This is a genomic window from Lysobacter sp. CA199, from assembly GCF_052078715.1.
Classification (GTDB): domain Bacteria; phylum Pseudomonadota; class Gammaproteobacteria; order Xanthomonadales; family Xanthomonadaceae; genus Lysobacter.
The window spans coordinates 220,715-233,208 of the sequence record NZ_JBQJIL010000009.1; the positions used below are offsets into that span (position 1 = coordinate 220,715).

The 12,494-nt window shown below is 64.8% G+C and carries 15 protein-coding genes and 1 tRNA gene; 5 read left to right on the top strand and 11 right to left on the bottom strand.

Features of this window, described 5'->3' with window-relative positions; translation table 11 throughout:
* Positions 1-79: 79 nt before the first annotated feature.
* From ACTOWJ_RS17825 to ACTOWJ_RS17835, 3 genes are read right to left on the bottom strand one after another with little or no spacing between them, the layout of a single operon-like run.
* A complete protein-coding gene (locus tag ACTOWJ_RS17825) occupies positions 80-940 on the bottom strand; it encodes an alpha/beta hydrolase family protein (protein ID WP_441335957.1) in 861 nt (286 codons plus the stop codon).
* Positions 933-1,751: a bifunctional hydroxymethylpyrimidine kinase/phosphomethylpyrimidine kinase gene (gene thiD, locus ACTOWJ_RS17830; RefSeq protein ID WP_441335958.1), complete on the bottom strand. Its 819-nt coding sequence runs from the start codon at positions 1,749-1,751 to the stop codon at positions 933-935. Before thiD ends, ACTOWJ_RS17825 begins: the two co-directional genes overlap by 8 nt.
* 41 nt (positions 1,752-1,792) lie before the next feature.
* The gene (locus ACTOWJ_RS17835) at positions 1,793-2,491 is read right to left on the bottom strand and encodes a helix-turn-helix transcriptional regulator (protein WP_441335959.1); all 699 of its coding nucleotides are present in this window, start codon (positions 2,489-2,491) and stop codon (positions 1,793-1,795) included.
* Between ACTOWJ_RS17835 and ACTOWJ_RS17840 the strand changes: the two genes are divergently transcribed.
* Positions 2,490-3,647, top strand: a complete 1,158-nt coding sequence (locus ACTOWJ_RS17840) for a hypothetical protein (RefSeq protein ID WP_441335960.1) — start codon at positions 2,490-2,492, stop codon at positions 3,645-3,647. The genes ACTOWJ_RS17835 and ACTOWJ_RS17840 overlap by 2 nt on opposite strands.
* A 124-nt stretch (positions 3,648-3,771) precedes the next feature.
* Here ACTOWJ_RS17840 and ACTOWJ_RS17845 read toward each other — a convergent pair whose 3' ends face one another.
* From ACTOWJ_RS17845 to ACTOWJ_RS17855, 3 genes are all read right to left on the bottom strand, one after another.
* Positions 3,772-5,169 carry a PhoH family protein gene (locus ACTOWJ_RS17845; protein ID WP_441335961.1) on the bottom strand — a complete coding sequence of 466 codons (1,398 nt, stop codon included), beginning with the start codon at positions 5,167-5,169 and terminating at the stop codon, positions 3,772-3,774.
* A gap of 192 nt (positions 5,170-5,361) precedes the next feature.
* Entirely contained in the window at positions 5,362-5,847 is a 486-nt protein-coding gene (locus ACTOWJ_RS17850; RefSeq protein ID WP_441335962.1) for a peroxiredoxin, read from the bottom strand.
* Positions 5,848-5,849: 2 nt separating this feature from the next.
* Positions 5,850-6,410 (bottom strand): glycine cleavage system protein R, encoded by a 561-nt coding sequence (locus ACTOWJ_RS17855; protein ID WP_036115042.1) that lies wholly within the window; start codon positions 6,408-6,410, stop codon positions 5,850-5,852.
* A gap of 283 nt (positions 6,411-6,693) precedes the next feature.
* Between ACTOWJ_RS17855 and dapA the strand changes: the two genes are divergently transcribed.
* From dapA to ACTOWJ_RS17870, 3 genes are read left to right on the top strand one after another with little or no spacing between them, the layout of a single operon-like run.
* A complete protein-coding gene (gene dapA, locus ACTOWJ_RS17860; RefSeq protein WP_441335963.1) occupies positions 6,694-7,599 on the top strand; it encodes a 4-hydroxy-tetrahydrodipicolinate synthase in 906 nt (301 codons plus the stop codon).
* A gap of 19 nt (positions 7,600-7,618) precedes the next feature.
* Positions 7,619-8,155: a hypothetical protein gene (locus ACTOWJ_RS17865; protein WP_441335964.1), complete on the top strand. Its 537-nt coding sequence runs from the start codon at positions 7,619-7,621 to the stop codon at positions 8,153-8,155.
* A 3-nt stretch (positions 8,156-8,158) separates the two neighbouring features.
* On the top strand, positions 8,159-8,452 hold the full coding sequence (locus tag ACTOWJ_RS17870; protein ID WP_441336103.1) for a DUF6053 domain-containing protein: 294 nt from the start codon (positions 8,159-8,161) through the stop codon (positions 8,450-8,452).
* Here the strand turns inward: ACTOWJ_RS17870 and ACTOWJ_RS17875 are convergent.
* The 3 genes from ACTOWJ_RS17875 to ACTOWJ_RS17885 all read right to left on the bottom strand — a co-directional run bounded on the left by ACTOWJ_RS17875 (position 8,389) and on the right by ACTOWJ_RS17885 (position 10,866).
* Entirely contained in the window at positions 8,389-9,018 is a 630-nt protein-coding gene (locus ACTOWJ_RS17875; protein WP_441335965.1) for a hypothetical protein, read from the bottom strand. The two genes, ACTOWJ_RS17870 and ACTOWJ_RS17875, sit on opposite strands and share 64 nt — an antisense overlap.
* Positions 9,019-9,253: 235 nt before the next feature.
* Entirely contained in the window at positions 9,254-9,628 is a 375-nt protein-coding gene (locus tag ACTOWJ_RS17880; protein ID WP_441335966.1) for a hypothetical protein, read from the bottom strand.
* A gap of 128 nt (positions 9,629-9,756) precedes the next feature.
* A complete protein-coding gene (locus ACTOWJ_RS17885) occupies positions 9,757-10,866 on the bottom strand; it encodes a C2 family cysteine protease (protein ID WP_441335967.1) in 1,110 nt (369 codons plus the stop codon).
* 163 nt (positions 10,867-11,029) lie between these two features.
* Between ACTOWJ_RS17885 and ACTOWJ_RS17890 the strand changes: the two genes are divergently transcribed.
* Positions 11,030-11,644 (top strand): hypothetical protein, encoded by a 615-nt coding sequence (locus tag ACTOWJ_RS17890; protein WP_441335968.1) that lies wholly within the window; start codon positions 11,030-11,032, stop codon positions 11,642-11,644.
* Between the two features lie 29 nt (positions 11,645-11,673).
* Here the strand turns inward: ACTOWJ_RS17890 and fdxA are convergent, their stop codons facing one another.
* Both fdxA and ACTOWJ_RS17900 read right to left on the bottom strand, forming a co-directional pair.
* Complete coding sequence (fdxA, locus tag ACTOWJ_RS17895) at positions 11,674-11,997, bottom strand: ferredoxin FdxA (protein WP_441335969.1); 324 nt, start codon at positions 11,995-11,997, stop codon at positions 11,674-11,676.
* A gap of 283 nt (positions 11,998-12,280) precedes the next feature.
* A tRNA-Glu gene (locus ACTOWJ_RS17900) sits at positions 12,281-12,356 on the bottom strand.
* Between the last annotated feature and the right edge of the window lie 138 nt (positions 12,357-12,494).

Sequence of the window (12,494 nt, forward strand, 5' to 3'; positions counted from 1 at the left end):
AACGCGGGCTGGCGGTGGCATCGTTGTTGCGAGGTCGCGGTCGCGGCTTACACCACTCCTACAGGGAAGGCCGTGTCGGCTATTCGCGCAGCAATGCGTTGACGACGGCGTCGGGTTGCTTCATCCAGGCGAAATGATCGGCGCGCGTTCCCAGATCGCGTTCGCTCAAGATCAGGATTTCGGCGTGCGACCGCGGCAGCTTCGACAACAGAAACTCCAGCGACGGTTTCGGCACCAGCCAGTCGCGGTCGATGGTCACCGCCCGCGCATCGACTTCGACCTGCGCCATGGCGACTTCCAGATCCGTTTCGATGCCTTGCACGGCGTAACGGCCGCTGATCGCGGTCAAGGCCCAGTCGCGGATCAGACTGCGTGCTTCGGTACCGGCGAATTTAAGCCGGCGGCCGGGCAGGGTGCCGTTGACTTGCGCCAGCCAGGGCAGGAAGCGATACAGCATCGGCATCGCGATCCGGCTCGGCATCGGCCACGTGCGCCAGTACGGCGCGCCGCTGGCGACCAGCCACAGCGAACGCGGCATCGCCGGGTCGCCTTGCAACGACGCCATGCCCAGCCGCATGCAGGCGAATTGTCCGCCCAGGCTATGCCCACCGATGATGCGCGGCACGCCAGGCAAGGTGGCGGCTGCGGCGGCATCGCTGACAGGCAAATCGTCCAGCAACAGTTCGCGATAGCCCCAATCGCTGTCGCGGCTCGGACGCAAGCTGCTGCTGCCATTGCCGCGCCATTCGTGCACGAATACGGCGATGCCGCGCGCGGCCAATGCGTCGGCGAACACGGCGTAGTGGCGCGCGGCGATGCCGAGTGCGGGCACCCAGAGCAGACTCGCGCTCGGGTTCGCCGGCACGCGCGCGGTCAGCGACCAGCGATGGCCATCCTTGGAACGTAGGTCGATATCGGCGGTATCGATCGCATCAGGCACGCGGCGCGGCTCCGAAATGATCGAGCACGAGTATCTCGCTGCGTCCCGGTCGATAGCCTTGGCGCAGCGCGGTGTGCACATAGTCGGCCGCGGCGATGCTGGCCTGTTCCAGGGATTTTCCCAGGCACAGGTTGGCCGCGACCGCGGAGGCCAGCGCGCACCCGGTGCCGTGGGCATTCACTTCGAGTCGGGCGTGGGCGATTTCGCGGATCAGCCCGGGGCGCGCATACAGATCGACGACGTCGCCCGCGCCGGGCAGGTGTCCGCCCTTGAGCAGAACCGCGCGCGCGCCGAGTGCGAACAGGCCGTCGAGCGCGGCGTGCATCGCGTCGCGATCGGTAATGGATGCGCCGAGCAGCAATTCGGCTTCGGGCAGGTTCGGTGTAATCACGCTGGCCAGCGGCAACAGACGCGTGCGCAGCGCGTCGAGCGCAGAGGGTTCAAGCAAACGCGCGCCGGAGGTGGCGACCATCACCGGGTCGAGCACGATGTACTCCGGCCGATAGTGCTCCAGCGCACAGGCCACTTCGACGATGACCTCCGCGGTGGCGAGCATGCCGAGCTTGACCGCGCCGATCCGGAAGTCTTCGAAGCAGGCATCGATCTGCGCGCGCAGAAAGCCGGTATCGGGCACATGCACCGCGCTGACCCCGCGGGTGTGCTGGGCGGTCAGCGCGGCGATGGCGCTCAGGCCGTGCACGCGATGCGCGGCGAAGGTCTTGAGATCGGCCTGAATACCGGCGCCGCCGCCGGAGTCGGAGCCGGCGATGGTGAGGGCGGAGTGAAAATTGTCGGGGTGTGGGTAGTTCAACTGAGCGAAATGCCGATAGGGACGATACTATTTTAACGATTCTATCGGACGACGGCCTGACGCTGCGCTGCGCTGGTGTCGATGCCATGCGCGCAATCTTCGTTCAAAGGCATGAGTGGACGGAGTTGGGGGCGTTTGGTTTCCGGGCCGGAAGCGTTTTTGGCCACCAGCGAGATGGTCGCGACCAATTGTTTACGCAGTTGGAAAGGCAGTTTCCGCAGGGATGCCAAACACTCTTCTTCCAGGTCATCCTGTGCGTAGTCGCCCGACTGCATAGCGAGTGTCCATTCGTCCTGTTCCGGGCGAATCAGTCCACGGCCGGTCCCGAGCCACTCAAGGCAAACACCGGTCACCGTCGCAATAGCGATCAAATGATGCATGGACGGGCTGCTTCCATCCCTGCGCTCCCATTGCGCTACTGCACTACGTTGGACTCCTACGGCCTGTGCGAGCGCCAGTTGCGAAGTTCGGGATAATGCGCGGGCTCGGCGAATCCGCTCCGGCAATGCAGGCATGACGATTCCCCCCTGTGGGCACATCGATAATGCATCTGTGATCGCTAACCCGATAGCGAAACCTGTCTCTATTGGTACAGATTCGATAACGCGGGGCATGAGACTGTGTGATGTGTCACACGAGATCGTCTGGTTGATGCGCCAGACATGCGCACCGTCATGGCTACTACGAAATCTGTTAGCAAAAGCGGACATTGCCGCGTAGTCGTCCGATGAACTATCCATGCGACAGCGCTTAGCGCGCTCGCCCTCGATGGAGGGTGATGAAGCTATGGATGTCTTCCCGCGTCTTGACGCGCTCGTTCTCGTCTACGCAAGCAAAAGGGCGATTCCAATGATGATTAAAGGAAAGATTCTTCTAGGACTGTTGATCGTAGGCACGCCGGCGATAGCTTTGGGCGTGAACTGGGCCGTCTTCAACGATAGCGGCTTGGCGCCGGAAACGATGCGTGCCGAGCTGGGTAACACCATCGCTGCCCGTTGGACGCCTTATGTGGAGAAAACCTACGGCGCTGCGGCTAGCGGCTGGGCGAAACGCATGGAAGGGACCTTCAAGACGGCGGATATCGCCAACCTTGAGCGTGCGGCCAGCGCTGAAGATTTTCAAAGCATGACGCAGGCTTTGCTCGGCGGCGCCGGCTCGGTCGAGACCGCAGCGGTCGGCAAATCCGCAGCGCTTGGGGTAACGCCGACCGCATTCGGAAGCCCTGGGACGGATCTGGTTTACACGCCGCTGACGCCGTGCAGAATCATCGATACCAGAATCGTGGGCGGCCCGTTGGCTGCTGACTCAACCCGCGGCTACAATTCTTTTACCGCTACCGATTTCGCGAGTCAGGGCGGCGACGCGACGAATTGCGGTCTACCCGCTAATGTGTCCGCGATAACGGTCAAGATCGCTTCCGTAAATGCGCAACAGCTGGGCTATTTCACTGCGTATCCGTCCAACGAGCCCAGGCCGGTGGCAGCTAGCTTGAACTACAATGGCCCTGTCGCATCGAATGAGTCGCATGTCAAACTTTGTCGTCCTGGGTGTGACAAGCAATTCAGCGTCTATACCCAACGGCAAAGCGACTTGGTCGTGGACGTCACCGGCTATTTCAAGGAGCCCACGGCCACTGCGTTGGATTGCAGCGTCGCCCAGCAAAGCGGTTTCCTGGATTTGCTGGGAGGTCTGCAGACCCGCACCCTCAACTGCACAACCGGATATACGGCTACCAGCGGTTCGTGTTCTGGCCCGTTGGGTTTGACGGTCAGCGGGTCTGAACCCCTGGTGGTCGACGGCCAGCCCAAGGGATGGAAGTGCGATCTGGTGGGCTCGTTGCTCAGCGGGATCGCATACAAGGCTACGGCGACTTGCTGCCGCGTGCCGGGAAGCTGATCGACTCTTCGCTATCGGCGCACGTGGCTATCGGTGCACGTGGATTTGAGCATTAACAAAGACCGGCGCATCGCGCCGGTCTCTGTTTTTGTCGCTCAGCGTTAGACGCGGAGTCCGAGCGGGCTTACAACACTTCCGAAGCGTAATCCGCCAAGCGCGACCGCTCGCCGCGACGCAAGGTCACGTGCGCGCTGTGCGCCCAACCCTTGAAGCGATCCACCGCATAGGTCAGACCCGAAGTGGTCTCGGTCAGGTACGGTGTATCGATCTGTTCGACGTTGCCCAGGCAGACGATCTTGGTGCCGGGACCGGCGCGGGTGATCAGGGTCTTCATCTGCTTCGGGGTGAGGTTTTGCGCCTCGTCCAGAATCAGCCAGCGGCTCAGGAAGGTGCGGCCGCGCATGAAGTTCATCGAGCGGATCTTGATCCGCGAAGCCAGCAGGTCGTTGGTCGCCGCGCGGCCCCAGGCGCCGCCGTCCTGGTTGTGGGTCAGCACTTCCAGGTTGTCGGTCAGCGCGCCCATCCACGGGGTCATCTTTTCTTCCTCGGTACCCGGCAGGAAGCCGATGTCCTCGCCGACGCTGACCGTGGCGCGGGTCATGATGATCTCGCGATAGCGCTGCTGATCCATGGTCTGCGCCAGGCCTGCGGCCAGTGCGAGCAAGGTCTTGCCGGTGCCGGCGGTGCCGAGCAGGGTGACGAAGTCGATCTCCGGGTCCATCAAGGCGTTGAGGGCGAAGTTCTGCTCGCGGTTGCGCGCGATGATGCCCCACACAGCGTGTTGATTATGACGGAAATCGTCGACGATCTGCAAAGTGACGCGTTCTTCGCCGACCTTGGCGACCTTGAGCTCGGATTCGTCGTCGCCGGGCAGGAACAGGAACTGGTTCGGATACCAGTCGTCGTCCTGCGTGCGGTTGATTTCGTAATAGGTACGGCCCTTCTCGGTCCAGGACTTCAGGTCCTTGCCGTGGCGGGTCCAGAAATCGTCCGGCAGCGCAGTCGCGCCGGTGTAGAGCAGGCTGAAATCGTCGAGCGCGCGATCGTTTTCGTAGTCTTCCGAAACGATCCCGGCGATCGACGCCTTGATCCGCAGGTTGATGTCCTTGGAGACGAACACCACCGGCACGCCGGGTTCCTGCTCCTGCAACGCCAGGATCGCGCCGAGGATCTGGTTGTCCGGGATCACCGCGCTGAAGCGCTTGCCCGCATCGAACGAGCCGGTTTGGAAGCGCAGTTTGCCGATGCTCTGCGCGCCGCGCAGTTGCAATCCCTGCGGGCGGTTGAGGGTGATGCCGGTGCTGATTTTGTCGGTGCCTTCGGCCTGGATCAGCTCATTGAGGAAACGGCTGACCTGGCGCGCGTTGCGGCTGGCCTCGGAGGTGCCTTTCTTACCGTTGTCGAGTTCCTCGATCACCTGCATCGGCAGGTAGACGTCGTGTTCCTGGAATTTGAACAGCGCGGTGGGATCGTGCATCAGCACGTTGGTATCCAGCACATAGATGCGCTTGCTTCTTGTCATCGACAGCTCCGCTGGAGATTGGCGTCGGGCGACGCCGGGGGAAAAGTGCCGCATGGTGCTTTGTTACGGATGGCTTCGGTGCGGATGGCTGGGGCGATCGCGCACGGCAGCGCCGCCGTGGCCCGCGGGGCGGGACGGCGTGCGATCGTGGGAATCCGGGGGCTCACTGAGTGGTGGCTTCCTCTGCCGCGCTTATGCGTCAGATTGGGTTTTGAGCGAGTCGAGTACGGCCTGGGCATGCCCGGCGACTTTCACCGGGCGCCATGACTGCACGATGACGCCTTTCGGGTCGATCAGGAAGGTGCTGCGTTCGATGCCCATGTATTTGCGGCCGTACAGGCTCTTTTCCTTGATTACGCCGAAGGCGTTGCACAAGGTTTCGTCTTTGTCGCTGACGAGGTCGAACTTGAAGCCCTGTTTAGCGCAGAAGTTCTGGTGCGACTTGATCGAGTCGCGCGACACGCCCAGCACCGTGGCGCCGAGCTTCTTGAACTTGAGCAGCAGCGCGTTGAAGTCCAGGCCTTCGGTGGTGCAGCCGGGCGTGCTGTCCTTGGGGTAGAAGTACAACACCAGCCAGCCGCCGGCGTAGTCCTTCATCTTGACGGTTTCGCCGCTGGACAGGGCCAGTTCGAGTGTGGGTGCTTTGCCGCCGTAGGCGCGATCGCCGGTATCGAGCATAGTCAGAACTTCATCGGGTCCATGATGGCGTCCAGGTTCAGATGGTCGCAGAACTCGAGGAAATCGTCGCGCAGCGCGGCGATGTGCATGCTCGAGGGTACGCCGATCGTGATCTGGGCCGAGAACATATCCGCGCCGGTCTGCATCGCGCGGTAGCGCGAGCAGTGCAGGCTTTCGATAGTGATGCCCTGGCGATCGAAGAAATCCGCCAGCTGGAACAGGATCCCGGGCTTGTCGGCGGCGACCACTTCGACGATGTAGGGCAACAGATTGGACTGCACCTGCTTGGCGCCGGTGCGGTACCACACCAGTTTGAGGCCTTCCTCGCGCTCCAGGCGCGTGAGCATGGCTTCCAGCTTGGCGACCGCGTCCCAGGAGCCCACCGCCAGCGCGGTGACCGAGACGTCGCGGCCGACCGTGGACAGGCGAGCGTCGACCAGATTGCAGCCCGAATCGGCGATCCGGCGGGTCACCGACAGCAGCGGCGACTCCGGATGCGTCGTATAGGCGTTGATCAGGAGGTGATTTTCGTTCGGCGACGGCCGGGAAGCGGAGTCGGTCAAGGCGGCGCCTGCAAGGGGAGCGTAAGGCTCGGAAATGAACGGCGGCCCGGGCCCGGGCCGCGCTGTGAGGCAGCATACTTGCCCGCGCTTTCGCGCCGCAAGTAACATCGCCGGGTGTATGGCGGCGCGCCGGCACGGTTTCGTGCCCGGGCGCCCGCTTTGGCGGCAAACCGACACGGGTCGGGTTTTCGCCCGGTGCCCGGTTCGTGCGCCGTTTCGGTTTTGGTCTCCGTCCGCTCCGCAGCTGTTGCGGTAGCGGCCTTTCACTCAGATAGGTCTTCACTTGCGACTTTCCGGCAGCATCACCGCGCTGGCGACGCCGTTCACCGCGTCGGGCGAACTCGATCTGGACGCCTGGCGCGCGCTGCTGGCGCTCCAGTTGCAAGGCGGCACCCAGGCGATCGTGGTCGCCGGTTCCACCGGCGAAGCCGCCGCGCTGTACGATGCCGAATACGACACTTTGCTGCGCACCGCGGTGGAACAGGTCGGCGGACGCATTCCGGTGCTGGCCGGCACCGGCTTGTCCAACACCGCAAAAACCATCGAACTCACCCGCCGCGTGGCCGCCCTGGGCGCCGACGCGGCGCTGGTGGTGACTCCGCCTTACGTGCGGCCGACCCAGGCCGGTCTGCAGGCCCATTACCGCGCCATCGCCGACGACGGCGCCTTGCCGATCGTGCTCTACAACGTGCCCGGGCGCACCGGTTGCGATCTGCTGCCGGAGACGGTCGGCGCGCTGGCCGGTCATCCGGGCATCGTCGGGATCAAGGAAGCGGTCGCCGATCCGCAACGCATGGCCGGCCTGTTGGCGTTCAAGTCCGACGACTTCGCCGTGCTCAGCGGCGACGACCCGACCGCCTGCCGTGCGATCCTGGCCGGCGCCGACGGCATCGTCTCGGTCGGTTCCAACGTGCTGCCGGCCGCGTTCCGCCGCTTGGCCGACCTGGCCGGCGCCGGTCGCCGCGGCGAGGCCGAAGCCTGGGACGCGCGTCTGCGTCCGGCCTACGATTTCCTCGCTCTGGAGCCCAACCCGATTCCGGTCAAGGCGCTGCTGGCTGCGCAAAACATCGGCCACGGCCTGCGACTGCCGTTGCAGCCGCTGTCGGCCGTCCATCACGAGGCCGCGCGGCAAGCCGCCGCGCTGGTCGCGCAACTCGAACACCTCTGCCGCGACACGCTCGCGGCCTGAACCCTTGCAGGAGATGCCCATGCGTTCCAATGTTTCTCTGTCCCGTGCCGTCGTCGCCGGTCTGTTGCTGGTGTTGGTCGCCACGTCGGGCTGCAGCTGGTTCCGCAAGGGCAACAAGCTCTATGCCGAAGCGCCGGAAAACCGCCCGCTGGAAGTGCCGCCGGATCTGGACCAGCCGCGTACCGACGGCGCCATGGCTATTCCGGGTGGCGCCTCGGCCACCGCGTCGGGTGTGGCCGCCTCGCGTCCGACCCAGGCCGCTCCGGGCGCGCCGGCGTCTTCGGCGATCGGTTTCACCGTCAGCGGCAACCGCGATGAGGTGTTCGGCAAGGTCGGCGATGCGCTGGGCAAGGTCGAAGGGCTCACCGTCGCCAGCCGCGCGCAGTTGCTGGGCGCGTTCGACGTCAACTACGAAGGCAGCAACTTCCTGGTCCGCGTGAGCAGCGTGGAAGCCGGCACCTACGTGTCGGCGGTCGATCCGCGCGGCCTGCCGGCCACAGGCGAGGCGCCGACCAAGCTGATCGCCAGCCTCAAGGGCACGCTGGGCGGTCGTTGATCGATTCGCGCCGGCTTCGGCCGGAATCGGAAACGGGCGCCTCGGCGCCCGTTTTCGTTTGCGCAAGTATTGGCTGGTTGGTCGAAGAGCGTCGGGCCTGAAGGCCCTCCCACAAAAGTCTTCGAAGGCTACGACGGGCCTGAAGGTTCTCCGACGACAGCTGTCGCAAGCCACGAATATTTTTGTGGGAGGGCCTTCAGGCCCGACGCTTTTGTATCAGGTAGCGATGCCGCTCAACGCGGCGCCAGCCGGGTCAGTCCTTCGTTCAACATCAGCCGGGTCGCCGCCGCGCGCTGATCCATCGGCAGATCCTTGAGCGCATCGAGCAGCCAGCCGAACGAGCGGCAGCGCGCCTGGCGCGCGGCGCCGTCGTCGCCGTCTGCGTTCAAGCCGGCGGCGAAACCGTCGTGCAGGATCATCGCCTTGGCGCCTGCCGACTTGAGCGTCTGCTTGGCCGCGGCGGCATCGAAGCTCTGGCGCGGACTTTGCAGCCCGGTCGCGGCGATATTGATCAGCGCATTGCTGAAACGCTGACGGCTGTCCGGGCCCAGATTCTGCGCCGCGGCCATCAGCGCCTGCGCGCTGCGGTCGGCGCTCGGGTCGAACAGCGCGCACAGCGTGCTGGCATCGTCGGGCACGCGCGAGGCGCGGTGCAGCGCCTGGAACAGCTCGTCGATGTTGCCGTCGGGCGCGCGCATCACCGTATCGTTGGCGCTGGCCATGATCGCGGCCGGGTCGAGCTGGGACAGGTCCAACTGCGACAGATCCAGTTGCGAGAGATCGAAACCGCGATGCTGCGCGCCGGTCACCGCCGGCGTCAGACACAGGGTGAGCAGCAGGCCGAACGGCAGGAGCTTGGACATGGCGGAGGCGGCGGAAGGGGCTCGCCGCGAGTCTAGGCGGCGCCGGATGAACCTTCGCCGTGCCGCGCGGACGGCGCGGCGCGATCGGCCGCGCCGGGCAACAGGTTATGCGGAACTATCGGCGACGGACGCGGTAAGCGGCCGCCGCGAGCGTTTCGCCGACACGCGAATGCGCCGCGTCGCAATGCCGATCCGATCGCCGCGCCGACAGCCGCCGCGGCGATCGCGCCGGCGCTTATTCCTTCTCGACTTCGAAGTAGCCGTACACCGCGCCGCCGTCGGGCAAGCGGTCGTAGCCCATCGCCACGGCCACGCGCTGCGGACTCAGCAAGCCGATCTTCCACACGCTCACGCCGTCGAAGCCGGCCGCGCCGGTCTTGGCGAACTCGCGCTTGCCGCCCAACTCGTCCTGGATGTGGTTGCCGGTGTAGCTGTCGAGCACCACCCACTGCGGGCGTGCCTTGTAGAGGAAGAACCGCTTGGCGACGATGCGGTACTGGCCTTCCCACAGTTCGGTCAGCGCATTCTCCAGCGCGGCCTGCTGTTCGCCGTGCTGATCGGCGCTGAGTACGGCGTCGTCGGCGTTGTGGGGAATCTTGTCTAACAACATGGGTGAGTCCTTTGCGAAAGTGCAACCCGCGCAGCAAAGCAGCAGGGTCGTCACGAGGATTTTGAGCAATCTTGATCCGAGGCCGGTCATGCCGCGAACTCCAAGGGGCGAGGCCGTGCGCTGCGCGCTCAGGCGCGCATCGACGGTCCGCGGGCGGGCGAGGCGACTTCTTCGGGTTGCGGCGCGGCGGCGGCTTGCTGCTGATCGTTGAGCTGGCTGCGGCCGGTGGCGGCGAACTGCTGGCCGTCGGGCGAGGCGGCCAGATCGCGCATCGACTGCTTCAGCGCGGCCGGGTTGTCCAGGCTGGCCAGCATCGAGTCGAGATGGCGGTCGCCGGTTTCGGCGCTGGCTACCTTGACCTTCGGCTGCTGTGAAGGCGCCGGGCCGATGTCGATCTTGTTCAGGCCGCCGCCATCGACGATATCCTTGAGCTTGACCGAGATGCTGGCGTTGGGTGAGCCGGGGCCTTCGCTTATGCGCTCGTTGTGGCCCCAGGGGTTGCGTACTTGCAGCATGACCTCGTTGCGTTCGTTCTTGTAGACGCGCTCGACCATGAAGGCGTGGCGATCGACCAAGCCGTCCTGAGGGGCGTCGGCTGAGAAAATGTGGGTGTCTTCGGATTTGGTCGCCAGAGTGACCGGTCGGTGTTCCTTGAGCGCGGTGTCCAGGCGCTTGAAGGACTTCTCCATGCCCATGTCGTCGAAGTCGTCGGCGTCGAGCGTCTTGCCGTGCACGCCGGTCAGCGTGTACAGCGCATCGGCCGGCCAGCCGCCGTTGGCGATCTTGTCGTAACCTTGCTGCAGTCCGTCCTTGGGGTTGCGGTCGTGCATCTTGGCGTAGGCGGTTTCCATCACCGCCGGCCAGATCGGCGAATTCTGGCCCGGATGGCCGTCGACGGTGCTGCCGCCGCGGCGGGAGAGGTTGCCCTCGATTTCGCGCTGGGTCACTTCGACCTCGACCGCCTTGGTCACGTTGTCCTTGAACCAGCCAGGATCGTGTTCCCTGTAGAGCGTGACCGTGAACGTGCCCTTCTCAGCGTTGTACTTGATCGCGTTTTCCAGCCGTTCGGGCTGCTGTTGCGCCAACGAACCCAGCGAGGAGACGAAGTAGCAGTCGCCGAGCGAGTTCTGTTCGATATCCGACGAGCTGGGATGGCCGCTGGGGCCATACAGGGTCGCAGCGGAGAACTGGCGCGATTCGGGCGGCGGCGGGGGCGAGGTTTCGATAGCGACGGCCATGACTGCGGTCCTTTGCTTGGCGTTGTTGGGTCTGCGCGAATCTAGCGCGGACCGTTAGTGGGAACAAGTTGCGTTACTGCACTGTAGGGACGGGCGATGGCCGATAATCCGGCCACCGATCCGGGCAGGCGTCCGGCCAATGACGGCGTTAAGGATTGAACGAATGGAGCAGGAATTCTCGACCCTGGTGGACACGGCCAAGCGGTTGGCGCTGTTGGCCGAAACCCTTGAGCGCCGGTCCGAGGCGGCGGTGCAGGAGCAGCAACAGGCTGTTCAGGTTCTGGAACAGGCCTTGGGGCGGATTCGCGGCGACCTGGGCCAGGTGATGGACGGCGCGGCGACGCGGGTCGCGCAATCGGTCCAGCAGGGGCTCGATTCCAGCCTCGGTCAGGGCGCCGAGCAGTACGAACGGGTGGTGGCGAGCGCCTCGCAGCGACTGGGCGGGGCGAGCCAGGCGCTGGCGCAGGCGCAGGACTCGGTCGCGGCGGGCACGCGCAAGGCGGTGATCGTCGCCTATGCCGCGGTGGCCGGCGCGATGGCGTTGCTGGTGATCGGTGGCGCGATCTTGCTGAATTTCGAGTATCGCCAGTACCAGCAGGCGCGCGATCGCACCGCCGCCGCGCAGGTACGCGCCGAACTCGCCGAGGCGTTCACCCGGATCGGCGTGACCTCGTGCGCGGGTACGCCGTGCATCCAGTTGAACAAGGACGCGCCGCGCTGGGGCAGCAACAGCGATTACCTGCTGATCCAGCGTTATCCGGATAAAAAGCCGCGCTGATCGGCCCGGGCCCGGATGGTGGCGCGGCGTCAGCGCTCGATCAGATCGATCTTGTCCGGCTTGCCTTCCCATTCCTTGGCATCGGGCAGGGCGTCCTTGCGCGTGGTGATCACCGGCCAGGCCTTGGCCAGTTCGGCATTGAGCGCGACGAAGGCTTCCTGGCCGGCGGGCACGTCGTCCTCTGGATAGATCGCGTTGATCGGGCATTCGGGCTCGCACAAGGTGCAGTCGATGCATTCGTCCGGGTCGATCACCAGGAAGTTCGGGCCTTCATGGAAACAGTCCACCGGGCACACCTCGACGCAGTCGGTGTACTTGCACTTGACGCAATTCTCGGTGACGACGAAGGGCATGGCTGGGTCCTGATATGTGGTCCGGTACAAGCAGGCCGGGCGGTCGATAGTGTAGCCACTCGCATCGTGCGCGCCCAAGACAAGGATTGGCCGATTGCCGGGCGATCGCGAAGCTGCGAAGCGGGTAACGATGAAAATGGAACTGTTCGAACAGCTGTATTCGCGACCGCGGTCGAAAACCCTCGTGGACGGTCGAACGGCGGGCCAGCGCCGCGCTGCGGAACGGCCCACAACGAAAAAGCCCGCGTCTCCGCGGGCTTTTCCTGCGACCAGGTCGCATATTTGGCGCTCCCTACGGGATTCGAACCCGTGTTTTAGCCTTGAGAGGGCCACGTCCTAGGCCTCTAGACGAAGGGAGCAGGTGGTTCATCCGCCAGTCGCGAGCCGGGTCTGCGGGTCAGGCAGGCCGATGGAAGGCGGTTGGGGGCGGATCGCACGGACTCTCAACCCGATGCGGCCTGCTAGTATATGCGCCGCCGTAGCCTCGGGCAACGGTT